Genomic DNA, 24,237 nt, shown 5'->3' with positions numbered 1-24,237 from the left:
GCAGAGTCAGATCCTCGAAGCACAGGGGGACGCCATCTCGACGGTTCTCCGCGCCAAATCCGCCGAAGCGATGGGCGAACGCGCCGTCATCGAGCGCGGCATGGAAACCCTGGAAGAGATCGGCAAAGGAGAATCGACGACGTTCGTTCTACCCCAGGAACTGACCTCGCTGGTCGGCCGCTACGGCAAACACCTCACCGGCAGCGACACCAAGACCAACGGCCACGAACTCGAAGGACTCGACTTCGACGAGGAGACCCGGGAGATGCTCGGACTGGACGCCATCGAGGAGATCCTCGAGGCGACCGACGGCGTCGACATCGAAGAGATGGAGCGGGAAGCAGAAGCAGTCAAGTCCGGGAATATCGGGGACGACATCCAGGATCCCGACGAGATCATCGAACGCGCAGACGACGAAGAGCCCTAAGCGGAGAGGGACACAGCGTCACCCGATGTAATCGTTCAACATCGCACCGAAGCCGGCCGCAGCAGCGGCGACCGAGGCCAGTCCACCGACACCCGTAAGCACCAGTCCGGCGTTGAGAGCCGCAGCGAGCACCAGCGTCGCGAACCAGTGGTCGTCGATGTCGACCAGTCGGCCGGCGATTCCCAGGAACACGGTCGTCGCGCCCAGCACGACAGCGACGACAGAAGCCACAAGCAACACCAGCGCGACCGGAGCCGCGATGACGGTCATCCAGAGCAACAGCACGACCAGCCCGGCAGTCAGCATCGAGAGCAGTCCGTAGAGCAGCGATCCGAGCGGGCGCGCGCGAACCGCGCCGATCATCCGGTCGGTGTACCGAGGGGTGAACGTCGTCAGGAACACGCCACCCAACAGTGTCGCCACGAACGCGATCACTGCGCCGCCACCGAGTCCGATTACGAGGTCCGACGATTCCCCGAGCGCACAGGACTGCAAGACGATACGAAAGGCGGCCATGCTCGATGCTCAGCAGCCATAGAGAAAAGTCCTGTGACAGCCCGAGGACAAACGACTTAGTGTCGGCCGACAAACTACCAGGTATGACGGACAAGCCACAGTCCGGCGAGATCTTCGGCGTGCCGTACAACTTCGAGCGACCGAGCATGAAACGGCTGCTGTCGTCCTACTGGCAGCCCGGCGAGGGCATGCTCGTCGAGAAACCGTTCGGCGTCGGCTACACGCTGAACCTCGCGAACTGGCGGTCCTGGATCGTGCTGGCGATCGCCGGCGTCCTGCTATATCAGGAAACCAGCGGCTCCGAAGAACCGACCGAAGAGACAGAAGACGAGGAACCGGTCGAAGTCATCGTCGACTGATTATAGGAGGTTCCGCAGCACCGTCCCGAAGCCGACGGCGCCCACGAAAAACGATACCAGGCCACCGATTCCAGTAAGCGCGAGCCCGCCGTTGATCCCTGCAGCGATCACCAGCGTCAGGAACCACCCGTCGTCGTGTCCGACCAGACTGTCGGCGATCGCGAGAAAGGCGATGGCCGCACCGACCGCCCAGAGGACGATCGCGAGCACGAGCAGCGCGACTGCAACCGGAACTCCGATGATCGTGATGAACAGCACCAGCGACAGGAGCAGCAGCGCGATCAGCGAGACGACGCCGTAGACGAACGCACCGACGGGGTTCTCGCGCACTTCGGCGATCCGTTGCTCGGTGTAATCGGGGGCGAGGGCCACCAGGATCGCCCCGACCAGCAGCGTCGACAGGAACGCGCTGGCGGCCCCACCGCCGAGGCTGAAGGCGATGTCAATACCACCGGGATCGGGCGTGTCGAATGTCTGTAGAACGATCGATTTCATGGTAATAGATCGCAAGCAGCGAACAAAAAGCCTGTGACGCCCGTCAGAAGTCACTCAGTTTCGCCTGCAGTCCGGCAACCAGCTCGGACTTGCGCCGCAACGCACCAAGCGAGACCGGCAGCTGTTCGGTCACTTCGGTCACGGCCTGTCGGAACGTCTCGGTTTCGCCGTGCTGGCCATCGAAGGCGTTGCGAACGCCCTCCCGGACCTGCCAGACGCCGACAGGTGCCCAGTAGTCGTCGGTCACCTCCCGGAGGACGAGACACTTGGCCTGGCGACCCCGGTCGTTGAGATGTTCGAGCACGCCCAGCCGCGAAGCGTAGTACGCGCCGGCAGTCTCTTCGACGTAGCCGGTGCGGCCCTCGTAGCCCTCGTGGGCGCTGGCGAGGTAGTAGGCCTCACCGGCGGGGTTCCAGACGCTGTCGGGCGCTTTCATCTCGACGAGTTCGAACTCCCACTGGCCGGGCGTCAGGACGACCCAGTAGCGGTTGCCCATGTACTCGTTGTACCACACCTCGGTTTCACTGATGGTCGAGGCGTTCCGGATCCCCCCGCGGAGGAATTGCCCGACGGTGTCGTCGACGGCGGTGATCGACCACCGCGTCGGGACCAGTCGCCGGTCTCGCCCGCGACCCAGCGCACCCGCAGAGAGAATCGTGTTGATGTCATAGACGTCGAACCCGCGTCGGTAAAGGTAAGTCATCGCACCCTCGGCCCGCCAGTCGTCGTCCTCGAGGGTCTTCTTCACTGGTCGGGGGACGTGGGGGTTCTCCGCGAGCGTCGCCGACTCGGCGCTGGCGCGCGGGCCCGTCGGTGCACCCACGTCGTCCAGTGAGAGATCGATGTCCGGCTCCCCGTCCAGGCCGACCTCGACGTCGACGGGGTGGTCGGCGATGGCAACCTCCCGCTGGACCCCGACGAACCCGTCCCAGACGTCTCTGACGTCGACGTTGGCCGACCGCGTCGAATTCAGCAGGCCGGTCCGTCGCTGGAGGACCTCAGAGACGCCCAGCCCCTGCTGGTACCACTCCCCGGAGGTGGCAAAATCAGCGGCGTCGCCGTCCGTCACCGGCGAGAGCACACCGGTCGAAACGTTGGGGTACGACGACCTGCCGACGAATATCTCGGGGGCAGTCGCGCCGAACAGCGACTCCCCGGAGACTGCCCGCTCGAACTCCCGCTCGACCTCATCGAGGTAGTTGGTGATCTCGTAGGACTTCTCCTCCGCGAGCCGTCGCTTCTCGGCGGCCTCGTCGCGCTGAAAGTCCTCGATGAAGTCGTCCAGTCGCATCTACCGACTGTTCGGCGTTCAGCGTCATGAATGTTGTACTTATGACGACCGCCGGGGACGGCCAATCGACGAACTGCGATCTGTATCGGATTATCTCTGCTATATGTTATGTTTAACCAAGATGTTCCCGCCCGAGTATCGGGTTATGCACTCACGGTTGGTTTCACCCTCGATCGAACCGCCGCCGGACCGCTCGATCTGGATGACTGCGATCCTGTTTTACGGTGTCGGTGACGTGGTGACGACTGGAATCGGAGTCAGAATGGAGGGGCTCACCGAAATGGGGCCGCTCCTGGCGTTTCTCATCGAGCAGTACGACCTGGATTTGGTGGCGACGTTCGTCGCCGCTGTCGGGGTGAAAGCTGCCTTTTTCGGTGGTTGTTATGCGGTATGGATGCGCTTGCCCCGGCCACACTGTGTTTCCGTTCCACTCGGATTGGCACTCGTTGGCATATCGGTAACCGCGTGGAACCTCTATCACGTGATATACCTGGCCCAGCCCTTCTAGTGTCGGTCAGACTAGCGGCTGTACTACGAGAATCCGTCTTTGAAAAACAGACGGAGTGCACTGTGGGAAAGAACACGGCTGTTCTTCGAGAATCGGCTACACGTCGCCGAGAGATCGCTACAGATTTCGCTCCACTCTCGATCGGTCCGAGTATCCCGCCGAGGTGCGAATGTCGGCGAGATGTTCGTCGACACTGAACCGTTTCCCGTCGGTGATCGCCGGTGAGCAAAACCGGAGTTGCCCGCCCGTGTATTCGAGAACCATCTTGTGGGGGACCCTCGTCACGGTGTACTCCATGTCGTTGAAACGAGTTTCCGAGACGGTCGTCGTTCTGATCCCGGGGATGCTGGCGTCGTTCTCCTCGGCCCACGCTTCGATTTCATTGAGGCGCTGCGTGAGGTGTTGAGCGACTGGAACCCCCTCGTAGTCGCCCTCGTGAATGATTCCGTCCCCGACGACGTGGATCGTATACTCGGAAACGAAACCGTCCGCCGCCAGTGCCTCGAGGGTCTGCAGTCGGTCGAGATGTGGCCTGATCGCAGTCCGCGGAGCCAGCGACCGAACGTAGAGCTCGAGCGAATTTTGTCGGCCTTGTGTCATAACATTCACGATTATCCTAACTGTGCCGTTCGGGGTTTACCGTCCAAAACACCTCCGTTGGATCGCCACGGTGTTTTTCGGTTACGCGGCGATCCGATTTCGCCACACGGCTAGCCGAACATCTTCCCGAGCGTACCGCCGGGGCGGTCGCTTCAATCGACCAGATTCTGCGATTCGATCTGTTGCCAGACGTCGTTCCCGTCGGTGGTGATACCGTAGACGCGTCCTTTCTTGCGCTCCTCCGGAACCAGGAGTTCGACGAGCCCTCGGTCACGCAGTCCCTTGAGCGCCCGGGAGACGTGGGCGATACCGATATCGGCTTCGTCGGCGATCTGTGATGGCGTGGCCGGCCCCTCGGCGAGGCGCTTCAGTGCAGTGACCCGGTAATCGGAGCTGATCACGAATCCGATTTCGTCCCATTCATCCGACATTTTTGTCCCCGCGTGTCTGCTCTGCTCGCAGCCGTGCTAGCCGGAGGTGTGACACGGATTCGATAGTCTCGAAGGATTCGGCGACCTCCGCGAGGATATCCGAGAGGTTGGCCATATCTTTGACGTACGCGTCCCGTCGCTGTCGCCACGCCGATCGGGCCTCGTCGTCGGTAAGCAGTGGGATAGCCCTGTCGACAATCCCGGCCGCGTCCCGGAGGTTGACGATCAGCCCGGCCCGCTCCAGTTCCAGGAAGTTGCCCATGTCGTCCTCCCCGACGAAGGAGTTCGATCTGATGGCCGGCGTACCCAGCAGTGCTGCTTCCGTAACCATGGTCTGTGTGTCCGCGACGAGCAAGCTTGCTTCGGCCAGTGCGTCGTGAAGCTTCGCCGGGTGGAGATCGAACGGGCGGGCAGGGACCGTCGAGAAGTCGAGCGAGTCGTCCTCGTCGGAGACGAATACCGTCGCTTGCTCTGCCAGGCGCTCGATCAGTGGCCCTCGCACCTCCGGCGTGAGGCCGTCCTTGCCGACGTCGTGGTGGGAGCCGAAGGCGTTCAGCCGGAGGATGACGTACTGCTCGTCGGGCCCGACACCGAGATCGTCCCTGATCGTCGGATCGGCTTCGAACACCGACGGGTGAAGATACGCCGATTCCTTGAACCCCTCGAAGGTGTAGTGAGACTCACCCAGGTCTTTCCGGAAGGCCGACGGCGTCAGAATCACGCGTGCAAACGGCGTCGATATCGCGTGATCGAGCGACGTGGGTTCGGAGTCGAGAACGAGTATCGAGGGCGTTCGAGAGAGGAGCCCCGCGTGGGCCCCGTACGCCCCCATACCGAAGATGAGGTCCGGATCGAGTCGACGGACCGATCGGGCGATGTGGTAGTAGTGACCGGGCAACTGCTTGAACAGCGATCGCCGGTCGGTGTCACAACTCCCATAGACCGTGTAGTCCAATCCCTCCCAGTCGAGCAACGCGAGCGTACACCCGTAATCCCGTGCCAGAATGGACGTCCGATGACCGCGCTGTTGTAACTTCCCGATCACATGTTTGTACATGTGGACGTGGGCAGGCGTGTTCGTAAAGAACAGATAGTGCATCACTCTCTACACAGTTCAAACTGTGACGGTATTGTTAGTCAGCCCTTGCGAGTGGTGAACACGACCTATCCCGACTTTTCTCAGGTGGGCCGATCCACCTCTTGGCCCGACGGACGTCTCGACTGTCCGGGGACGGCGGTCGAGAAGTGATACGGATCGCTGAACCGAGTTACCGCTCCGACCGCTATCGGGTGGTCGATACGGAAGGGACGCACAGCGATCCGTACGAGGGGTGTTCGTCTCACCCGTCTCACGGTAACTGCCTCCTACGCGTTCGGAAACGGTACAGTCAGGTGTACGCTCCTCATAACAACGACGGCAGCCAGATACAAGCATTTGCAGCATGAACTACTTCGTCTGTCAGCACCGGTGCGCGGGCCACCCGAAACGGAGTTCGGTCCCGCTGTCCCCGGACAGGTGCGCCTGATGTGGCCCTGGGAACATCTCGCGCTGGCGTACCTGTTCGGATCGGTCTTCCACAGAGTCGCGACCGGTCGTGGTCCGGCCACTGCAGCGGTCGGTGCGATCGCGATCGCTTCCCAGCTGCCCGATCTGATCGACAAGCCGCTGGCCTGGACGTTTGGGGTGCTTCCCAGCGGGCTCTCGCTAGGCCACTCCCTGCTGTTTGCGGTTCCGCTGTCAGCACTGGTGATCCTGCTCGCGCACGCCAACGGGAAAACGACTCTGGGAATCGTGTTCGCACTCGCCTACGGCTCGCACCTGCTCGGGGACGCGACGTACTCGCTTTTGACCAGCGGTGAACTCGCTACCGGGTTCCTCCTGTGGCCGCTGATCCCGGCCTCGCCCGAGGCCGGCATCGGACTCCTGTCCCAGGCGGGGGTGTTCTTCGATGCGTTCGTCGAGTTCCTGGGAACGCCGCGGGGGCGCCTGTATCTCGTCTTCGAGGCGACGCTACTGGGTGGTGCCACCCTGCTCTGGCACCTCGACAGGCGACCGGGGCTGTCGTGGTTCAGGCGACAGCTTCGTCCGTCGACGGAGTGATCCCCGTGCGATCAAACGGACAGAGCTGTCCCACGGACTGCTATCCGTCAATTCCGGATCGACTTCGGGCGGTCACAACGGCACCTCAGCATAGCGATTTGTATTAGCAGATGCGGTACTCCGAGTCGGATCTGGCTTCGATAGTTCCGTCGTCACTGATCCGAATCTCGTGTTGCTCGCAGGTAAACCGGAGCTCGTTCGCCCCGCGATCGGGTGATGGCCCTCCGAAGACTGCTTCGATCGCCTCGGGGTCGATATAGTCGAAGATGACGACGTCGTCCTCGACACCATCGAGTTCGTCGAACGCACGGTCCAGCGCGAGTACGATGGCTTCCTGCCGGCTCCAGTGAGTGAGAACCGTCCACGACTCGGTACGAGTGTTAGATTGCACGACCGCCAGTAATTGCGAACACCGTATAAATCTCACCTTTTCAATTTTGAATTAAAACAGACCAATCACAGGGATGTGGCAAGTACCTGGGAACCGCGCGTCGTCACGGAAGCGAACCGATACGGCCAACAGGGCCACAGACAGAGCGGCAACTATTCTGGATGTATTCGTGAACAAGTGGTAAGAACACCTAATGCGGTAATGCCTTCATACCAATGTATGGCTCATAGCGACGGAGAGAAACAATGTCCTACCGGCATCTCGTCGGCAAGGAAGGAATCACTTACCGAGAGTAATATGTACCAAACACACTCACGGGAATCGAGTGTCGTTTCCGGCCCGACGAGGGTACTCGAACCGGCCGCAGACCCGTTCGGATGGACAGGGACTGGCCGATGACGAGTGATATCGATAGCGACGAGCAACGCTCTGAACCGGTCGACTGGGAATCCGTGTCTCCCGATCCCGACCTGAAGGACGATCTCGGGTACGAGCTCGGAGACATAGACGTTATCGAGACCAACAACGGCTCGGGACAGATCCTGCTCCTTCCACCGGACGAGGAATCCATTCGGGACAAAAGTTTCATGGTCGCCCAGAAGAGTTTGCTCGTCGATCTGATCGACAGTTGTTAGCTGATTGCAGGTCACAAGTACCCCTCCTCATACTGCCGGCTGTACGTTCGTACAGATATTCGCCACCCCCGGGGTGGCGAATTATTTCGAAATGTTACAGCCAGCAGTATCAGAGAGTCGTTCGAGTGACAACCACTCATGGTCACGAGAATCGGAGGCTTTCGAACGACATCGCAGTCCGCGCCAGCGGACAAGAAGCTACCGAGAGGAGGACTCTCGGTCCATCAATGTAGTAGGGAGTTTTTGACTAAGGAGTCGGCATCCAAGACCCCACACGAATGTCGTCACAGAAAATCCTGATCGTGGGACCGGAACAGAGCCGGACAGGTGGTGTGTCCCGCTACATGGCCGAGCAACAGCGGCATCTCGATGCCGTCACGACAACCGTGTACGAGACTGGACCTGCCAGCGCCGCCACGACACAGGCCCTTCTCGTCGGAGTCCTCCTGTCGGCCTGGCGGATGGTGCAGTTTCCGCTGGAGCGACGGCCCGACGTCATGCACGTCCACTCGTCGTTTCGTCACTCGTTTTATCGGAACTCGTTCTACGTCCTATTCGGGCGGTACGTCTGGGGCTGTCCCGTCGTCCTCCACGTCCACGGATCCTCGTTCGATACGTTCCTGCAGCCGGACTCGCGGGTCGTGTCGTGGTTCCAGTCGACCGTTCTCAACGCGACTACGCGGGTTGTGGTCCTCTCGTCGTACTGGCAGTCGGTGCTCGCAGAGGTCGTACCCGAGGACCGAATCGTCGTCGTCCCGAACGCCGTTCCGACCGGGGAATACGACCCCGAATATCCGGAGACGCCCCACGTCGTCTTCCTCTCGAACCTCATCGAGCGCAAGGGCATCACCGAGTTCGTGGCCGCCGTCGAAGCCGCGAGCGACGACCCTGACGTGCCGCTCTTCCAGGTCACTATCGCGGGGAGCGGACCACTCGCCGACCGCGTGGAGCGACTTGCTGCCGAACACGATCACGTGACCTACCTCGGCTACGTCGACGAGGCCGAAAAACGGGCGTTGCTCTCGTCGGGGACGATCTACGCGTTGCCGACGCGGGCCGAAGGCCTCCCGATCGCGATCCTGGAGGCGATGGCGGCGGGAATGGCAGTCATCTCGACGCCGGTCGGCTCCATCCCGGAGGTCGTCGGCGAGGACAACGGTCTCCTGGTCCAGCCCGGCGACGCCGACGCGCTCGCCGGAGCCCTCGTGGAGTTGCTGGCCGATCCGGATCGTGTCGATCGCATGGGCCGGACCAACCGAGAGGTCGCCGTCGCGGACTACTCCTGGGAGGCCGCTGCCGACCGACTCACAGAGCTGTACGCGACGGTGGACGACTCCTCGACGGCGCACGCCGCCCCGGTCACGGCGTCGTGATCGCACAGGGGGTGCGACCACAGACTGTTTCGAGACGATACAGCGATCCGCATCACTGTTCGGGAATGTATTTGCGGATGAAGCCCAGTCGCATGTTCGTGTGGTTCTCGACGAGTTCGACGAGCAATATGTCGTCCGGTTCGAGGCTCCTGACGGCCAGGGCGATCACGACGGCCAGCAGCGCAAACGAGACGGCAAAGAGCATGATCATCGGGAGAGTGACTGGGACCAACTGTCGGACGCCGAAGCCCAGTGGAACGAGCACGCTCGGTATCGCGATAAATGCCCGCCGGGATCGGCGAGTGAACGGCGTGATACCGAACCGATACCGAAGGAAGACGTAGACGGTGGCGTTCAGTAGGATGTAAGAACCCGCTGAAGCCACGGCGGCACCCATAAATCCGTACCGCGGGATCAAAAAGAGGTTCAGCAGGACATTGACAACGAACGCGACGACGTTGGAGACGAGGATGACGCTGGTCTCTCCGAGCGCCGACAGCGTCTCCTTGTTGCGTCCCACTGCCGCGTTCGTAAAGAATCCGATCGCCAGGATGGCCAGTGCACTGCCACCCGCGGCGTACTGGCTCCCGAAGACGATCGAGATTATCTGGTCGGGAAACACCAACAGGGTCACGAACAGCGGCACGAGGAGGACGAATATCCACTTTGTCGTGATCTCGTACACGTGTTCGACGGAACTGTTGCTGTCACTATCGATCCGGGAGGCAACCGGGAGGTACATGTAGCCGACCGCACCGAGAGCGAGCGTCAGCACGCCAGCGAGCGGATACGCGGCGTTGTAGACGCCGACTTCGGCGGACGAACGGAAGTACCCCAGCATCAGTGTGTCCGTCCGTGTCAGGAGTGTCCCCACGATCGTCGAGACGATCAAGGGGGCCGAGAATCGCGTCATCTCGCGCGTGTGCAGTCGGAACGCCCCGCGAATGGGAAACAGCCGATTGAGGAACGCGTACGTGAGAACCACGGTGATGAGGAGGGTAACGAGGTAACTGAACCCGGTCGCGATGATCCCCACACCGGATGCCAGGAGGATACTGACCAGCGCCAGGCGGAACCCGGGATAGAACACGTTCGACGTCAGAACCTTGTACGTCGTGTTCTCTTGCCCTCGTATCGCAGCGACCCCGACGGTGTAGACCACGTACACCGGGATAGCGATCACGAAGACGACGAACAGAGCGGCCGCTTCGTTCGACTCGAACAGCTGTGGGACGATAACCGGTGCGCCAAGTATGAGTACGATGGCGATCAAAACGGACAGCCCGGTGGTGAACAACAGGCCAGTGAGCCACGCGCCCCGGACGTCTTCAAGGTCGTCGAACCGGGCCATGAAACGCGGGATACCCTGGGTGTACCCGGCAGCCCCGAGTGTCGTCCCGAGCGTGAACACGGCGAGTGCAACGCTGAACTCACCGTAGCCGTCAGGAGTCAACAATCGCCCGATGACGACCCGTTCGAGTAGCTTCGCCGCCGAGCTCACGATGGTGGCGACAAACACGAAGACGGCGCTGGACAGTATCTTCCCAAGGTCGCTCTGTTCTGCACTCATAGCGTGTGCTCAGACGGGTCAATCCTCTTGGACGTATCCGAGTGCCTGGAGCCGAGACGAACGCGTCTGGTCGTCCAGCCGCTCGTAGCTCGCTGGCGTCCCAGCAGTCACGTTCCGCCGTTCGTTCCCCGGAACGACGAACCACGGGACAGTTCGCAGTTCCGGCACGTAGAGGTGTGGGCTATGGCCGTAGTGTTTCAGAAAGACCCCCCGTTCACCGAGTGCTTCGCCGTGGTCGGCGGTGATCACCGAGCGGCCATCCAGCCGCTGTACGAGCTGTTCGGCGTGTTCGATCGCGATCTCGACGTTCTCGGCGTACGCTTGCCGGAGCTCGTCCGGATCGACGTATCCCTCACGCACAGCCCTGGAGATGCCAGCGTCCGGAACGTCCAGCTCGTCTTTGTTCGGGTTGAAGACGCCGAACTGGTTCTGTTCGGACAGCTTGATCCCGGTCGGACCGATATACGGTGCGTGCGGTTGCATGAAGTGGGAGATGATCCGTTTGTCCGGGTACTGTTTGTGCATCTCCACCGTGAGATCGACAATAGCACTCGGGGGAACCGTCCTGAGTGACTCGTCCCAGTGATCAAGTACGTCAGCGTAGCAGACACGGAAGAACACGTCGTCATCGATGTCCTCGACGAACGGATTCGCCGTTACCAGTATCGTATCGTGGAACGCTTCTCCCGAAAACGTGGCCTCGATGAACTCCCGACTATGTGACCCTTGAGAGACGATCCGGTGTAGTTCGCCGTCCATCGTGTTGTGTTCGGCGAAGTAGTCGAAGCGACAGGCATCCAGAATGATGAGATTATCCCAGTCTCGGTCCATCACGTTCACGTCCGGCCCGTATCGACGTCGAAACTGAACCTTCGAGAGGGCCCGTTCCGCCTCTCTGACGAACACACGCGGTGATCGGATCGCGTACAGCAGATTCGACAGTGTGTATCGCTCGCGGAGACGAGTTGACGACATCGAGTGTACACAGACATCTCCCTCGTATTGTTATAGTTTGTTTACTGCACACTGGGCCGACTGTCTCGGCGCAGCGAGATCCACAGCCACGGCCGACAGAATCACACTGCAGGCTGGACGTTCTAGAGATGTTCGGTCAGACCGAATGCGGAAATAGTGCAGCTGGCAGTGTCACTCACTCGAATCGACAGTAATCCAGAGTGAGAGTGTACGGTACGCGGTATCCTCGTCGACGTTCTGCGGCGGCTCACCCCGATAGACGTGATACTGCAAGCGGAGGTTCTCGCCGGTCATCGTCGGCGTGATCGCGTGGGGTTCAGTCCAAGTCTGCCCGGGCAGGACAGTTTCCTGTTCCTGCAGGACCCGCTCAGTCTCGCTGACGTCACCCGACGCGTCCACCCGCTGGAGCGACACGACGGCCGTGTACGTCGTTTCGACGCCTTCGTAATTCTCGACACGGAGCGTCAACTGTTCGCTCGCTCCGGCATCGAGTGTCGAGGGGTATCCGGACGCGACGAGCTCTCCCTCGTCGTTTTCGGTGAGCAGTGTCGTACTGGTGTACGTTTCACCGCTTGCAGGGAACGTAACGGCGAGCCCGATCGAAGCGAGCGCCACGACGACGGCCAGGACGAGTACGACTGAAAGCAAGCGGTTTCCGTCCCGGTCAAATATTGTTCCCAGCGAATCACGCACCGCCCAGGACGGGAGTTGCAGTCGCTCGTCGGCGGGGACGACGCCCCGTCGAGTGACCGCGGCAACCGTCCCGGCGAAAACAAATGCGTTCAGTCCGAGAAACACCGACTGTGAGGAAAGCGAGCCAGTGAACGGCGTGACGAGAAGGCCCAGTATCGGAACGATCGCGACGCTGAGGCCGAACGACAACACCAAGCGCTCGCTCCAGGACGGACGACCTCCGTGTGCGAGTCTGTGGACCGTGGGCGTGGCCGACTCGATCGGATCGTTCCCGTCGACGGTCGACTGTCGGCGTGGAAAGAGGACAGCCAGCAAGAGATAGCCGGGGACGAACAACACGACTACCAGACCAACCACTGCACGCAACGGCGGAACGGCAGCCGGGTAACCAAACACGAGTCCGTCGAAGACGATGAGTAGGACCGTGATACCGACGAGATCGGTAGGAATCGCAGCAGTGATCCCGCCGATCCCCTTCGTCGTGTTTTTTGTAGTCACCATGGTTCCCCCGAGCAACCGCAGGCTATCGATATGGGGGCTTCTCCATCCGGGTTCTCTCTCTCTGCTTTCATCCGTATCGGCTACGTACTCTCGATAGACCCATTGTAATGGTGATCCTTCCGGCCAGTGTCGTCAGGTCCGTCTCGTCATGTCGATTGTGTGTCGGTATATCCGGGCTGGCACGCACGTCGCTACAGGTATCCAAGGTCATCGAGTTGTTTCCGCATTTCCGCATTGAACTGGGCGGTGCGCGTCTCACCGATCGGCTGGCCGAATCGCTCGATCCACTCCTCGGCGCGGTTCCGGAATCTATCGACTGTGTCCTGGTTTCCGTCACGTCGGTCGACGAGCTCGCTCGGACGCTCGAACAGCCGTGAGTACGACCCTGCCGTGTCGTATCGATATCCCTGCGTTCGGAGCGTGGTGAGGTCGCCAGCGGGAAAGTCCTCGACGGGGAACCGTTCATTATAGGCGCTGATCGCTTCGAGTTTCCCTCTCGCGCGAATCCCGCCACGCTGGGTGACGGCGACGTCCCGCTGTCGATCGCGTACGTCCTGACCGGCCGGGACGGGGTGGTCGACATCCAGCTCCGAACAGAGCATCTGCATCACGTCCGCGTGCTGAACGAGCCCCCCGTTCGGTAGCCCGTCGAGACCACTGACTACCAGCGGTACCCGTGACACAGCGCTGTGAGTGGTCAACATGTGTGCGAGCAGCCCGTGTTCGTCAAACAGCTCGCCGTGATCTGCCGTGACCACGACGATCGGATCCGATAGTTTCGCTTGCGCGTAGTCTATCAGTTCGCCGGCGAGTGAATCGACGTACGCGATCGCCGAATCGTACATGACACGCAGTGCCTGCCACTCCTCGTCGGTGAAGGGGTCGTCCTGCGCGATATATCGATGGAGGTTACTGGACATGTCGAGTGCGATGTCGACGGCTTCGTCGACCGTCACTGGGAGGTCATCGACGAACCGGTCGCGCCACGTCACCGGGGGGACGTACGCGTGGTGTGAGTCGCCGTGGTGAATGTACAGAAACAGCGGTTCGTCGTCGGCTCCGGCGTTTCTGATGTGTTTCTTTGCGATCTCGTTGCTGAGATAGCCGACACAGTGCTGGTTGCCGTCGGTCGTCAGGCCGCCGGAGTGCCGTCGGATATTCAGTAGCCACTTCGCGACGGACGTCGGCCCGGCTTCGGCGAGCAGACTGGATTTGACCAGGTAGTGGAAGTCGTCAAACCCGCGATCGAGACCGGTGCTCGCGCTCAGCTGTCCGTTCGGAGAGATGCAGGCGGTTCGATATCCCGCTCTACCGAACGCCTCGGGGATCGTCGTGATCACGTCGGGGAGTTTCGCGTCAGTCGACCACGTCCGGTGGGCCGATGGGGCCTGTCCGGTCAGGATACTCGCACTCGAGGAACGCGTCCAGATGTCGTGTGAGAAACACTGGTCGAACGACTGGCCTTCGGACGCGAGGGCCGAGAGGTTCGGAGTCGTCTCTCGGTCGTGGCTCGCAAGCGACGTGTGATCGAAGCGGATACTCTCTAGAGTTATCCACAGGATATCTCTTTGGGACATGCTCAGGTTTCAGGGAACGAAGTACAGTTCCGTATCGCCGTTCGAGAAGACGCGGTCCACGCCCCGCTGGCGTTCGAGAGACTCGAAAGACCCGCGCGAGAAGCGATACTCTCGATACGCGGTGACTTCGCGCTCGTAGGTGTTCCGGGAAAGTATGAGATACCACTCGGAGCCCGGTCGGTCCTGCAGGTTCCGTAGTTCACTGTCGTTGATGGTATCAGACAGACGGGGGTCGCTATCGACAGAGCGCAGCGCGTCGTGGTACCTGTCCGGTTCCTGGACGACGCCGCTGATCACGGCCGAGTCGCTCGTCACGTCGAACGTCGTCTGGTAACCGTCGATACGTGATTCCGTCACGTGCTGGTTGGCGAGATTGAGATACGGGGAGTTGAAAAAGACCACTGCGGAGAGCACGAACAGCACCACGAACACGGTCACAGCGGACGGTTTCATGACTGTCCGAAACCGCGTTTGGGAGAGTTTCATCAGCCCGTATGTCATCGCAATTGCGCCGAGAATCGTCACGATGACCATCATGAAACTGGCCTGTCTGAAGTAATACCGTCCGACGTTGCCGAACAGGTACGCGCCGAAGACGGGTGCCGTCAGAACGAGTCCGCCGACGAGAGACAGGAGCATCCGTCGGGTATCGGCCGAATCCTCTAGCCACGCAGGGCGGTTGGTGAAGGCGGCAACCGCCAGCGTGACCGCCGCAACGATGTACAGCGTACTCACGGTGAACAGTTTGAGGTAGATCACCGCAGGACTCGAGCCGATCGACTGGAGGGAGTTCGACTGTGTGCCGATCGCAGCACCGGCACCGGGGGACGCTCCGGAAACGTATTCGCCTAGCGAGACGACGATGATACTCCCCGTATCTAGCACGCCAGGGGACTGGATAATCCAGGCGACGTAGGCGATCACGGAGAAGAGGATGACTGGAGCCAGCGACCGATGGTCCCACCACGACTGCGTGTTCGACCACCGGGAAGCCACGAAGCCGACGAGAGCGAACGCGACAAGTAGCAGGATGACATTCAGTGCCTGCATCGGGTGCAGCAGGATCGACGCACCGATCGTGACCAGCACGACGGCACTGAACGCCGTGGCAGACCCGTATCCTGAATCGGGTGATCGAAGATAGCCGACGATGAGGTACAGGATAATCGGCACGAACAGCACCGCCTGGCTGCTCGGGTGCGGAAAGAGATTGGTCGCGAACTGGTGTATCGGGACGAGCAGAAACGCCGTGAACGCACCGACGACCAGCGCCGTCTCGCCGCCGACGACCGCACGAACCAGCAGCGGGACGAAGATGAAAAAGGTGATTGCGATGACTGGCGGGATCAACAGGGCGGATTGCCACACCGAAAACCCGGTCACGCCGGACAGGAACGCGGCGAGCGTGTGGACCGCCGGGTAGGCCGTTCCGTAGGGTGTCAGTGTCCCGGCCGTGAGTTCTCTGGTTATTCCGGCGTGGGTCATCGGGTCGTTGACACCGTAGTAGAAGTATCCCCGGATAAGGGGAAGCGCAACGATCGCGAAACTCCCGGCCCCGCCGAGGACGAGTCCGAGACGCCGGTGCAGGGCGTTGGTCGTCGAAAACGAGACGACTGCCGCGGACAGGTAGGCGATGCCGATGCCGACCCAGAAGAGCGTCGGTGTCGACGCGTAAATAGACAGTTCGTAGGCAGTCGCAGGGTTCGCGTGTGCGATCAACACGGCGACCGTGAGACTCACAAACCCGATGAGCCCCGCGATCGCAGTGAACCGATCGCCGCCGTGGGCGAGCTGATTCATCATACCCCACTCGATCCATGAGATGCGTAGTTATCATTGTCCTACCGGTCTCGATCGGTTCACTGCTGTCAGAGGGGATCGTCGAACGTCGTGTTATGAGCCTGCTACTGTTCTAGACGGAGCTTACTCAGTAGTATGCACACAAACACTTTCCAGACGCGTGGACAGTGTACGTCCATGGATCTCTCTCGCCGACGGTACCTACTGGCCGCCGGGAGCGCTTTTGGCTTCGCAGGATGCTCAAGTGGTGGCACGGTCCCAGCGGATGCGCCGACAAACTACACGATACACCCTGACGTGCCGCCCCTCGAAGACGCGGTGTACGATCTCGATCACACAGTCGGGAAGAACGGAGTCGGCGAATACGAGACGATCGCCGACGCGTACCGAAACGCACGTGCAGGGGACGTGATCGGTCTCGGAGACGGGAGCTACTCACTGAAGCCGGTAACGACGACGATCAGCGATTCCCCTATCGGATCGTTCGGCTCCCTCGAAATACCGGAAATCACCGTGATCGGCAGGGGAGCAAATCAGTCGAGAGTGGATTTCGGGTCCGAACACGAGGTGCTCGCGCTCCCGTCGTGGCAGTTGCGGCACCTGACGGTCACGGCCGGGGACAGTATCGTCGGGCCCCGGAACAACACCTTCCGAACGTGTCGCATCACGTCCCCGATCATGGACCCGCCAGGGTACGGCGGCAAGTCCCACCAAACCGAGACCGACGACGTACTCACCGCGTCCGGCCTGCCACGGACACCGTCGGCGGCCCGGACCTATTACGGACTCGCCTTCGACACGGTCCTGAACGCCGTCGAGGACCTCGGGTTCGACAACACGGGTACCGAGCCGATCGACGATGCGTTCGAATCGGCATACGAATCGGGGACGCTCATCGAGTTTCCGCCGGGCGAGTACCTGACCGAACGCGAACACGAGGGAGATAACGTCTCCCGGTTCGGCATCAGGGGTCTCGGCACCAGCCGCCGGGACGTCCAGATCAAACCGGTCGAAGGCGCGAGACTGAAGTGGCTGAACGCCACCGACAGCGGCCCACACCTGGTCGAGAACCTCTCGCTACACGAACGTAGCGACGACACGAGTCAGTTGTCGCTGCGACTCACCACGAGTGGGGGATCGGTCCTCAAGAACGTCGAGTGGCTCGGCCGGACGCCGAACGACTCCGATGTGGGGTACTCACTGGCCGCGGAGGTGACTGACCAGGACGGCGTCTTCGTCATCGACGGGATTTACGCTGGCCTCGACGAACCGGCGATGGAGGTGTCGTACCCGAACGGCGTCGCCTTCCTCCGGTCCGGGCCGCTACACAAAGGAGAGGTCGTCCTCAGGGATCCGGTGATCCACGAGCGCAACTCCGCTGCAACGCGTTCGACGGCACCGACCGGCGTACTGACCATCGAGGGCGGGGAGTTCGTCAACAACCAGAACGCGAACATCCGCTTCGGTGCCGGCGATCATCCCTCGAAGGTCTCCAGCGCGACCGGCTGTTACGTCAGAGTCGATGGATCGCGCAACTCTACTGACGCCGTCCGGGTCGAGGGCGAACGGTACACCGGGGCGGTCTTTCGTGACATCGAGATCGAGTGGACCAAACGGGCCGCCCGAGGCGTCATCACGTTCCCGGACTACGCTACCCACGGGAGCGCGGAGTTCTACGACTGCGTCGTGCGCAACGACGGCGAGGAGACACTGACCGTCAACGCGGCCTTTTCACCGGATTCCAACGACGATGTCGTGTTCGACAACTGTAGTTTCACCGGATCCGGCCGGGGTTTCTACGCCGATAACCGCGATGGATCGGTGATCCGTGACTCCTGTATCGACCTGCCTAACGGGTCGATACGAGGTTTCGAAACCGTGAACGCCGATCGATCGGATTGCAGACGTCCACAGGCACCCGACGCCGTGACCCCAACGATCACCGCGAACAAGAGCGGGGAGACAACGGTTGACTTCTCGGCGGCGGACTCCACGTACCTTGATGGAGCTGCCACGAGCTATACGTGGGAACTCGACGATACGACCGAGACGGGCGAGACCATCTCACGGACGTTCCCGGAGGCAGGCACGTACAGCGTCGCGCTCGCTGTCGAAAATGAGAGCGGAGAGACGAACTCAACGACGACCGAACTGATCGTGAACTATCCCCGGCTGGTGTGACCTACCCTTCTACCGTGATCTGTCCGTCCCCGTAGACGGTGACCCTGTACCCGCAATAATAGAACGTCACTTCGCCGGGCGGTCCATCGGCCAGGTCGTCGAACATGTGCTCCAGGGACTCGACGTCGATCGAATCCTGCAACGGTGGGAGTTCAGTCTTCTCAACGCCCTCGTGAGACGCCACAGCCGTCAGAATCGAATCGACCGGGAACTCGTCCGTCGTCGGCGACTCGTGTGTGGTCTCCCGGGCAAGCTGCGTGATCTCAACGTCCCACGCCAGCGTTGTATCGCTCTCGGGAACGATCTGCCATCCACCAGTAACATCGATACCGTTTTGATGTGACGAAACCAATAGTTCTCGCAGGACCTCGTGGAAATCCCCTGCAGGCCCGATATCTCCCCCTGAAGCGTGTTTTTCTATATCTTTAGACACGATAGCAACGATTGGATTCGACAAGATAAATAAGTTTTCCCTAAATAATTGGTATATATACATCTAGTCGCACGCTATCTGGACCGCAGGCGTTCGTGTCCGTACATATCGGCTTATGTTACTCACATAATCAAAATCATCCCCTTTGTGAAAACATGGCACAGTAATGCGTGTAGAGACCGAATGTTCTCTCGTGAGAGAGCCAATCATGGACGAGTGTCTCCAGTTGCTCGCCGACAGCCGACGGCGTCGGGTGATCCGGTGTCTGCAGGCAGAGGGTGGGACGACAGTCGAAGACCTCGCAGTACAGCTACTCGCCGATATCCCTGATAACTCCCGTGAGAAGATCCACACCGAGCTCCATCACACGCACCTGCCCAAGCTCCAGTCCTACGGGATCGTCGATTACGACCGCGACAGCGGGGCCGTGCGGTATCACGCCCACGACGGGCTCGAGCAGGTCCTGGATTCACTGCCGGAGCAGACGCTCGTTCCGCCCGCCAAGGCGAAAAACAGGTAGCATCACGTCGACGAGTCGGGTCTCTCGTCAGTTCTGTCGAGTTGCCAGGTGAAGATCGTTTTCAGGACGACGACCGGGCTGTTCGTCTCGCCCGTGCCCCAGATCGCGGTTTCCGACCGTGGGTCGGACGGGGTCGCGTCGTCGCCGTTGACCAGGACACTCGACTCGCGTCTCTTGCCGTTCCCGTGCCGAGACTCGCGAGCGCGACGAACGTCTGCGCTGCGTACGCACTCAACCCGAACCGTTCGAGTTGCTCGATGGCGACTGACGATGGGTCCGCTGTTGGATCTGGTGTCACCACTCGGAGAGTAGCATGAACCCAGCCAGGTAGGCTGGGTGACACGCAGCAGCAAGGTGGTTGGGTTGGGACACAGCACTGGTCTGCGTGCCAGTTGCAAGGTACGAACCGTACCGTATATCCCTTTTGTGATTAACTGGGTTACGTGATATCACAGATATATTTCGGGAGCGACCAACCCCAGTCCGGACTCCAGAAATGTTACTCGGATACTCACAAATCATTCGGGGAAGTCGTATTACGGGCGAAAAAAGCGATGACATCCGACAGACGCCTGTCGGGCTGTCCGTCCAGTCACGAATGGAGTGACAATACATATCTGTTGTCGACGCGTACCTGTATACAAGGCCCGGGAGTTGTCCCGGGCGGTTGGGACACAATGAGCACGAAGGAAAACCTGGAGGAAGCGATCGAACTCCTCCAACAACTCGGCTTGAAAGAGTACGAAGCGAGGTGTTTCGTCGGACTGTCACGCCTGGAGACGGGCACGGCCAAACAGCTCAGCGAGATGACGGAGGTACCGCGCACGCGCGTCTACGACGCGATCCGGGTGCTAGAGGCACAGGGACTGGTCGAGATCCACCATTCGAGCCCACAGCGGTTTCGGGCAGTCTCGATCGCGGAGGCCACCGAGACGCTCCGTGATCAGTACGAGGCGCGCGTCGAGCGGTTGCAGAACGCCCTCGATACGATCGAGGTGGTCGAGCAAGACGACGAATCACCCGTCCAGAAGGTGTGGTCGATGGTCGGTCAGGAAGCCATCGAAAACCGGACAAATGGACTCATAAACAAGGCGAGCGACGAGGTCGTGCTGGTACTCGGCGACCAGTCACTGCTGACCCCGGAACTCGTCGACACGCTCAACGCGGTCGACGACGACATCGAGTTGATCGTCGGCGCGTTGGGCGAGCCACTCCAGGAGCAGATCCGGGACGCAGTACCGAACGCAACGACGTTCGTCTCCGGGCTGGAGTGGCTTCAGGGAGTGAACGATACCCAGGACGAAACCGCGATCGGCCGGCTGCTCATGGTCGACCGGTCGACGCTTCTCGTGAGTTCGATCATGCCCGAGAGCAAGGAGGAGCGGGCTATTTTCGGTGAGGGGTTCGGGAACGGACTCGTCGTGGTCTCCCGGCGGCTCATGGCTCAGGGCCTGCTACAGAACCGCGATCCCAAACACTGACAGCAACCGCTGTGAAGGATATGTGTCCGCGGCCGGGCGGCAAATGTCGAGTTCTCGCGATAGCGGTGTCCCGGTCGGCACGAAAAGGAAGGAATGCCGGAATGTGGTGGGTGGGTTTGGGAGCTACTTCGACGGTTTCCTTCCAGTTGGAACGCAACTGATCAGGCCGGCTGTAGGTCCGCGCCAGGATTGGCACGAAGATACCCGTCTGAGGTGGGGCGATCGATTGGGGGATCTATCATCGTGATCGGTAACCGATCACGATCAGCGGGTGGCCGATCCCGGCACAGCCAGCCGACCTGACAATATCTTCGGTTGGAATCGGGTTGTACGTTAACATTGGATATCCACATCCAACGGGACATACGACAGAACAGGGGGCGTCAAGACGACGTGAACTCACCCCGGGGTCAAGTGGTTCGCGAGACTCCGTCTCTCGTCATCACGGAAGACTACGTCTTCCGTACGACCCCGGGGCAGTCGCCCTGTACCGCTTGTACACGGACGGCTATACGTTCGGACAGACAGGCGCCACACCCGTACTGATAGGGATTATCGTAGCCGGTCGGAGGAATACCCCCCTCCGGCCGGGCGTCGGAGTTCGATTGCACGGGCGAAGTCTACGGGTTTCTACGAGAACCCCTATGAATCAAAATTGCGGCCTTGTTGAAACCCTTGCTGACAAACACGACTGATGAGTAGCACGAGACAGAATGGATCCCCTTCCGAAGTCACGCCTCCTCCATTTCGTTGAACGTGCAATCGTGTTGGCCCGTCGTGCTGTTTCTCGATTCTCGACTCGCTATTCGCGGAAGCGGTTCTCGCTCCGCCAGCACGTCGTCTTGCTCTGTCTCAAAGTGAAGAAGACGACCACGTACCGCGACCTTGTTGATGAACTCATCGAGATGCCTCGCATTCTTGACGCCCTCGGTCTCGATTCAATCCCCGCCCCCTCGACACTCTGCAAGGCGTTCGACCGCTTGGAGATGGCCGTCTGGCAGGTTCTCCTGAACGTCTCACTCGCGGACTTGCCGCTGAACGGTGTCACCGGCATCGATGCCTCCGGGTTTGAGCGGGCGCATGCTTCAACTCACTATACGAGGCGAGCAAATCTCACTATCCAACAGTTGAAGACAACGCTGCTGGTCGATACAGCCACCAACGCCGTTCTCGATATTCACGTCACGACAACGCGGAAGCACGACACGCAGATTGCGCCACAGATAGTGAAGCGGAACGCAGAGTCCATCGCGATCTTGACCGGTGACAAGGGATACGACGACCAGAAGCTCCGGTTGCTCGCCCGTGACCACGATATTCGACCACTCATCAAGCATCGAGAGTTCATCTCACTCCACAAAGCATGGAATGCACGGCTGGACAGCAATCTCTACCATCGCCGAAACATGAGCGAGACAGTCAACGCGACGATCAAACAGAAGTTCGGTGCGTTCGTGCGGTCACGCCGGTGGTGGAAGCAGTTCCGCGAACTCGTCATCAAGTGCGTCGTTTACAACTTGGAACGAAGTATCGCTATTTCACATGAAGAGTGCGAATGTCCCTAATTTGAGAGGGATAGGTATCTGAATATAGAGGCTCTGTTCAGCAATACGGATTCGTTGCCGCGTCCTGATGATGTCTCCCCGCTTACCGCGTGCTGGGGCTGTCGCCATCAGCCTGTGGGTGGGAGCCAATCCGTAATGACAGCCCATAACACGACGAGATTGAGGGCCATTGGCAGCACCTTGGTAGCGCCGAAGAATCCCGCCATCAGCAAGAGCGACAGGATGGCCCCTCCCCCAGCCAGCACTCTCCACCAGTCGAACGGAACCCAGTATCCCACCACCGCAAGGGCCGCAAGGAGAAAGAGAACCGCCGCGAACCCACCGAGGAATATACCGGAAGTCGGGTAAGAAGACACCGTTACCTGGCCCAACAGCCCGCTGTCGCCCCCGCTCCAGGGCCAGACCCACCTCAACAGGCCGCCAAACTCACCTTGGGCCTGTCTGTCCAGAGGAACGAGATACGAGGCCGAGAAGTGGGCTTGTAATATCAGAAGTGCCGCGATGAGCCACCTATTTAATGCCATAACCACGAAATGGCTATATAGACATTTTGTTACCCGCTGGCTAAACAGCATTAACTCTTTAGTTATCTCTCGTGACCGACTCGCGCTGTGTATTCAGTAAGACTGCTGAAACCTATCACCGATTGAGGGTTTCAACAAGGCCAAAATTGCATAGCCGGCAGTATCACGTCGCTTCCGGCCTGCAGTGGGGACTCGAACCAGCCGAAGACAATCGATTCGAGTGCTCAGTCGATGGTGGAAACTGCACTAGCGCTGGTTCAGTGACGCCTGCTTGTGTTCCTCGGACTGGTAGGGCAAGAGCAGTTGCTGTGAGAGCTTTTTCGTGGCTCGACGGATCCGGGCTGAGACTGCCTGATCGGACACGTCCAGTTCCGCCGCCAGTTCCACGAGCGTCGTCTTTCGCGGCACGTCGAAATAGCCCTTTTCGAGGGCGAGCTGGACGGTCCGACGCTGGGATTCCGTGAGCTTCTCCTCCAGCGGGTCCGAGACGCTCTTGGTGGTGACCCTGTCGACGGAGATCGAGATCTCCCGGTCGGCACACTTCTTCTGGAAGGCGGAGATGGTTTCCTGATCGGCAAACCGGAGTTCAAACTCCCAGGAACTGGCTGTGCCGCCAGCCCGGAGCACGACCAGGTCGGTGGTCCGGAGACAGGACAGGAACCCGTCCGTGTCGTCACACCAGGAAACGTCGTACAGCGCCCGCTCGTCCTCCCGGTGAACCATCTCCAGGCCCCCGACGGCCGGGTTCCGCTGGAGGAGCTGACAGAACAGCGTGTGGTCGTCCGTCGAGGCCCACATGTACGGAAACAGCCGGCCACCGGTCGGGATCACTCGCTCGAACGTCACGTACACGTCCTCGATCGGCGCGAGCGACGCCCCGAGTTCGAACGCATCGCCGGGGACAGTGATCTCGGTAACGATTCCCATTGGTCAACTCACCTGTCCCAGATACTGGTGGCTATACCATTTCGAAATGATTCGGCACGCCGGCGTGCCGAATACCTCTATATCGCCACCAGTATGAATGTCGGTCACCAGTCCGATCTCTGGCTGGCAGTGGTGACCGCGCCGTTTCGACAGAGTGTGACGCCCTGTGTCGTCGCACACCCGTCCGAACAGATGATCGCCCGTACGAGTACGTTGCTGTGTCCCACCCATAGTGTCATATCCACACTCCGGACTTACTTAAAGGCTCAGCTTTGCACGTTGAAGTAGGAGCGTGACGTAGGCGGTAGCAAGGACAGATGATGCCGATTACGGACTTTCTGTCGTGCACGCGCGTGTTCGACA

General features: G+C 60.4%; 24 protein-coding genes and 1 pseudogene. 10 read left to right on the top strand and 15 right to left on the bottom strand.

The features are described 5' to 3' along the window. A pseudogene (locus OB916_RS16310) lies at positions 1–427 on the top strand (SPFH domain-containing protein); the annotation flags it as partial. Positions 428–445: 18 nt separating this feature from the next. Here the strand turns inward: OB916_RS16310 and OB916_RS16305 are convergent. Continuing rightward, a complete protein-coding gene (locus OB916_RS16305) occupies positions 446–943 on the bottom strand; it encodes a hypothetical protein (protein WP_315910361.1) in 498 nt (165 codons plus the stop codon). A gap of 83 nt (positions 944–1,026) precedes the next feature. On the opposite strand from OB916_RS16305, the gene OB916_RS16300 reads away from it, so the two are divergent. Next, positions 1,027–1,302, top strand: a complete 276-nt coding sequence (locus OB916_RS16300) for a DUF5808 domain-containing protein (RefSeq protein WP_315910360.1) — start codon at positions 1,027–1,029, stop codon at positions 1,300–1,302. Here OB916_RS16300 and OB916_RS16295 read toward each other — a convergent pair whose 3' ends face one another. Both OB916_RS16295 and nreA read right to left on the bottom strand, forming a co-directional pair. After that, the gene (locus OB916_RS16295) at positions 1,303–1,797 is read right to left on the bottom strand and encodes a hypothetical protein (RefSeq protein WP_315910359.1); all 495 of its coding nucleotides are present in this window, start codon (positions 1,795–1,797) and stop codon (positions 1,303–1,305) included. It lies immediately after the preceding gene. A 43-nt stretch (positions 1,798–1,840) separates the two neighbouring features. Further along, entirely contained in the window at positions 1,841–3,088 is a 1,248-nt protein-coding gene (nreA, locus tag OB916_RS16290; protein WP_315910358.1) for a DNA repair protein NreA, read from the bottom strand. A 145-nt stretch (positions 3,089–3,233) separates the two neighbouring features. Here nreA and OB916_RS16285 point away from each other — a divergent pair, with 145 nt between their 5' ends. Continuing rightward, positions 3,234–3,596, top strand: a complete 363-nt coding sequence (locus tag OB916_RS16285) for a hypothetical protein (RefSeq protein WP_315910357.1) — start codon at positions 3,234–3,236, stop codon at positions 3,594–3,596. 117 nt (positions 3,597–3,713) lie between these two features. Here the strand turns inward: OB916_RS16285 and OB916_RS16280 are convergent, their stop codons facing one another. The 3 genes from OB916_RS16280 to OB916_RS16270 all read right to left on the bottom strand — a co-directional run bounded on the left by OB916_RS16280 (position 3,714) and on the right by OB916_RS16270 (position 5,726). Beyond that, on the bottom strand, positions 3,714–4,196 hold the full coding sequence (locus OB916_RS16280; RefSeq protein ID WP_315910356.1) for an HTH domain-containing protein: 483 nt from the start codon (positions 4,194–4,196) through the stop codon (positions 3,714–3,716). Between the two features lie 152 nt (positions 4,197–4,348). Further along, positions 4,349–4,627, bottom strand: a complete 279-nt coding sequence (locus OB916_RS16275; protein WP_315910355.1) for a winged helix-turn-helix domain-containing protein — start codon at positions 4,625–4,627, stop codon at positions 4,349–4,351. Then, a complete protein-coding gene (locus OB916_RS16270) occupies positions 4,617–5,726 on the bottom strand; it encodes a DUF354 domain-containing protein (protein ID WP_315910354.1) in 1,110 nt (369 codons plus the stop codon). The genes OB916_RS16275 and OB916_RS16270 overlap by 11 nt, the downstream gene beginning before the upstream one ends. A gap of 426 nt (positions 5,727–6,152) precedes the next feature. On the opposite strand from OB916_RS16270, the gene OB916_RS16265 reads away from it, so the two are divergent. Further along, positions 6,153–6,728, top strand: a complete 576-nt coding sequence (locus OB916_RS16265) for a metal-dependent hydrolase (RefSeq protein ID WP_315910353.1) — start codon at positions 6,153–6,155, stop codon at positions 6,726–6,728. A 103-nt stretch (positions 6,729–6,831) separates the two neighbouring features. Here OB916_RS16265 and OB916_RS16260 read toward each other — a convergent pair whose 3' ends face one another. After that, positions 6,832–7,119 (bottom strand): HalOD1 output domain-containing protein, encoded by a 288-nt coding sequence (locus tag OB916_RS16260; protein WP_315910352.1) that lies wholly within the window; start codon positions 7,117–7,119, stop codon positions 6,832–6,834. A gap of 395 nt (positions 7,120–7,514) precedes the next feature. Here OB916_RS16260 and OB916_RS16255 point away from each other — a divergent pair, with 395 nt between their 5' ends. After that, on the top strand, positions 7,515–7,754 hold the full coding sequence (locus OB916_RS16255) for a hypothetical protein (protein ID WP_315910351.1): 240 nt from the start codon (positions 7,515–7,517) through the stop codon (positions 7,752–7,754). Positions 7,755–8,098: 344 nt separating this feature from the next. Then, positions 8,099–9,127, top strand: a complete 1,029-nt coding sequence (locus tag OB916_RS16250) for a glycosyltransferase family 4 protein (protein WP_315910350.1) — start codon at positions 8,099–8,101, stop codon at positions 9,125–9,127. Positions 9,128–9,179: 52 nt separating this feature from the next. Here OB916_RS16250 and OB916_RS16245 read toward each other — a convergent pair whose 3' ends face one another. The 5 genes from OB916_RS16245 to OB916_RS16225 form a co-directional block, all read right to left on the bottom strand. Beyond that, positions 9,180–10,697, bottom strand: coding sequence for a flippase (locus tag OB916_RS16245; RefSeq protein WP_315910349.1), 1,518 nt, complete (start codon positions 10,695–10,697; stop codon positions 9,180–9,182). 18 nt (positions 10,698–10,715) lie between these two features. After that, positions 10,716–11,528: a hypothetical protein gene (locus tag OB916_RS16240; RefSeq protein WP_315910348.1), complete on the bottom strand. Its 813-nt coding sequence runs from the start codon at positions 11,526–11,528 to the stop codon at positions 10,716–10,718. A gap of 315 nt (positions 11,529–11,843) precedes the next feature. Beyond that, positions 11,844–12,866, bottom strand: a complete 1,023-nt coding sequence (locus OB916_RS16235) for a DUF1616 domain-containing protein (protein ID WP_315910347.1) — start codon at positions 12,864–12,866, stop codon at positions 11,844–11,846. A 191-nt stretch (positions 12,867–13,057) separates the two neighbouring features. Continuing rightward, positions 13,058–14,443, bottom strand: coding sequence for a sulfatase (locus tag OB916_RS16230; RefSeq protein WP_315910346.1), 1,386 nt, complete (start codon positions 14,441–14,443; stop codon positions 13,058–13,060). 9 nt (positions 14,444–14,452) lie between these two features. Then, complete coding sequence (locus OB916_RS16225) at positions 14,453–16,246, bottom strand: hypothetical protein (RefSeq protein WP_315910345.1); 1,794 nt, start codon at positions 16,244–16,246, stop codon at positions 14,453–14,455. A 174-nt stretch (positions 16,247–16,420) separates the two neighbouring features. Here OB916_RS16225 and OB916_RS16220 point away from each other — a divergent pair, with 174 nt between their 5' ends. Beyond that, positions 16,421–18,424, top strand: coding sequence for a PKD domain-containing protein (locus OB916_RS16220; RefSeq protein ID WP_315910344.1), 2,004 nt, complete (start codon positions 16,421–16,423; stop codon positions 18,422–18,424). Position 18,425: 1 nt separating this feature from the next. Here OB916_RS16220 and OB916_RS16215 read toward each other — a convergent pair whose 3' ends face one another. Next, entirely contained in the window at positions 18,426–18,881 is a 456-nt protein-coding gene (locus tag OB916_RS16215; RefSeq protein ID WP_315910343.1) for a HalOD1 output domain-containing protein, read from the bottom strand. 169 nt (positions 18,882–19,050) lie between these two features. On the opposite strand from OB916_RS16215, the gene OB916_RS16210 reads away from it, so the two are divergent. From OB916_RS16210 to OB916_RS16200, 3 genes are all read left to right on the top strand, one after another. Continuing rightward, positions 19,051–19,377, top strand: a complete 327-nt coding sequence (locus tag OB916_RS16210) for a DUF7344 domain-containing protein (RefSeq protein WP_315910342.1) — start codon at positions 19,051–19,053, stop codon at positions 19,375–19,377. 677 nt (positions 19,378–20,054) lie between these two features. Further along, a complete protein-coding gene (locus tag OB916_RS16205) occupies positions 20,055–20,858 on the top strand; it encodes a TrmB family transcriptional regulator (RefSeq protein WP_315910341.1) in 804 nt (267 codons plus the stop codon). A 713-nt stretch (positions 20,859–21,571) separates the two neighbouring features. Beyond that, on the top strand, positions 21,572–22,423 hold the full coding sequence (locus OB916_RS16200; RefSeq protein WP_315910340.1) for an IS5 family transposase: 852 nt from the start codon (positions 21,572–21,574) through the stop codon (positions 22,421–22,423). Between the two features lie 107 nt (positions 22,424–22,530). On the opposite strand, the gene OB916_RS16195 is transcribed toward OB916_RS16200, so the two are convergent. Both OB916_RS16195 and OB916_RS16190 read right to left on the bottom strand, forming a co-directional pair. Continuing rightward, positions 22,531–22,947: a hypothetical protein gene (locus OB916_RS16195; protein WP_315910339.1), complete on the bottom strand. Its 417-nt coding sequence runs from the start codon at positions 22,945–22,947 to the stop codon at positions 22,531–22,533. A gap of 246 nt (positions 22,948–23,193) precedes the next feature. Next, positions 23,194–23,874 carry a helix-turn-helix domain-containing protein gene (locus tag OB916_RS16190; protein WP_315910338.1) on the bottom strand — a complete coding sequence of 227 codons (681 nt, stop codon included), beginning with the start codon at positions 23,872–23,874 and terminating at the stop codon, positions 23,194–23,196. Positions 23,875–24,237 lie beyond the last annotated feature (363 nt).

The organism is Halapricum hydrolyticum (genome assembly GCF_025517535.1).
Lineage (GTDB): Archaea > Halobacteriota > Halobacteria > Halobacteriales > Haloarculaceae > Halapricum > Halapricum hydrolyticum.
Note: the sequence above shows the minus strand (reverse complement) of the source record. Positions and strands in the feature narration are given on the sequence as shown.

Excerpts from the sequence above, each read along its gene's own strand:
- OB916_RS16305 (WP_315910361.1), bottom strand. The coding sequence starts at position 943 with ATGGCCGCCTTTCGTATCGTCTTGCAGTCCTGTGCGCTCGGGGAATCG.
- OB916_RS16300 (WP_315910360.1), top strand. The coding sequence starts at position 1,027 with ATGACGGACAAGCCACAGTCCGGCGAGATCTTCGGCGTGCCGTACAAC.
- OB916_RS16295 (WP_315910359.1), bottom strand. The coding sequence starts at position 1,797 with ATGAAATCGATCGTTCTACAGACATTCGACACGCCCGATCCCGGTGGT.
- nreA (WP_315910358.1), bottom strand. The coding sequence starts at position 3,088 with ATGCGACTGGACGACTTCATCGAGGACTTTCAGCGCGACGAGGCCGCC.
- OB916_RS16285 (WP_315910357.1), top strand. The coding sequence starts at position 3,234 with ATGCACTCACGGTTGGTTTCACCCTCGATCGAACCGCCGCCGGACCGC.
- OB916_RS16280 (WP_315910356.1), bottom strand. The coding sequence starts at position 4,196 with ATGACACAAGGCCGACAAAATTCGCTCGAGCTCTACGTTCGGTCGCTG.
- OB916_RS16275 (WP_315910355.1), bottom strand. The coding sequence starts at position 4,627 with ATGTCGGATGAATGGGACGAAATCGGATTCGTGATCAGCTCCGATTAC.
- OB916_RS16270 (WP_315910354.1), bottom strand. The coding sequence starts at position 5,726 with ATGCACTATCTGTTCTTTACGAACACGCCTGCCCACGTCCACATGTAC.
- OB916_RS16265 (WP_315910353.1), top strand. The coding sequence starts at position 6,153 with ATGTGGCCCTGGGAACATCTCGCGCTGGCGTACCTGTTCGGATCGGTC.
- OB916_RS16255 (WP_315910351.1), top strand. The coding sequence starts at position 7,515 with ATGACGAGTGATATCGATAGCGACGAGCAACGCTCTGAACCGGTCGAC.
- OB916_RS16250 (WP_315910350.1), top strand. The coding sequence starts at position 8,099 with ATGGCCGAGCAACAGCGGCATCTCGATGCCGTCACGACAACCGTGTAC.
- OB916_RS16245 (WP_315910349.1), bottom strand. The coding sequence starts at position 10,697 with ATGAGTGCAGAACAGAGCGACCTTGGGAAGATACTGTCCAGCGCCGTC.
- OB916_RS16240 (WP_315910348.1), bottom strand. The coding sequence starts at position 11,528 with ATGGACCGAGACTGGGATAATCTCATCATTCTGGATGCCTGTCGCTTC.
- OB916_RS16235 (WP_315910347.1), bottom strand. The coding sequence starts at position 12,866 with ATGGTGACTACAAAAAACACGACGAAGGGGATCGGCGGGATCACTGCT.
- OB916_RS16230 (WP_315910346.1), bottom strand. The coding sequence starts at position 14,443 with ATGTCCCAAAGAGATATCCTGTGGATAACTCTAGAGAGTATCCGCTTC.
- OB916_RS16225 (WP_315910345.1), bottom strand. The coding sequence starts at position 16,246 with ATGATGAATCAGCTCGCCCACGGCGGCGATCGGTTCACTGCGATCGCG.
- OB916_RS16220 (WP_315910344.1), top strand. The coding sequence starts at position 16,421 with ATGGATCTCTCTCGCCGACGGTACCTACTGGCCGCCGGGAGCGCTTTT.
- OB916_RS16205 (WP_315910341.1), top strand. The coding sequence starts at position 20,055 with ATGAGCACGAAGGAAAACCTGGAGGAAGCGATCGAACTCCTCCAACAA.
- OB916_RS16200 (WP_315910340.1), top strand. The coding sequence starts at position 21,572 with ATGGATCCCCTTCCGAAGTCACGCCTCCTCCATTTCGTTGAACGTGCA.
- OB916_RS16195 (WP_315910339.1), bottom strand. The coding sequence starts at position 22,947 with ATGGCATTAAATAGGTGGCTCATCGCGGCACTTCTGATATTACAAGCC.
- OB916_RS16190 (WP_315910338.1), bottom strand. The coding sequence starts at position 23,874 with ATGGGAATCGTTACCGAGATCACTGTCCCCGGCGATGCGTTCGAACTC.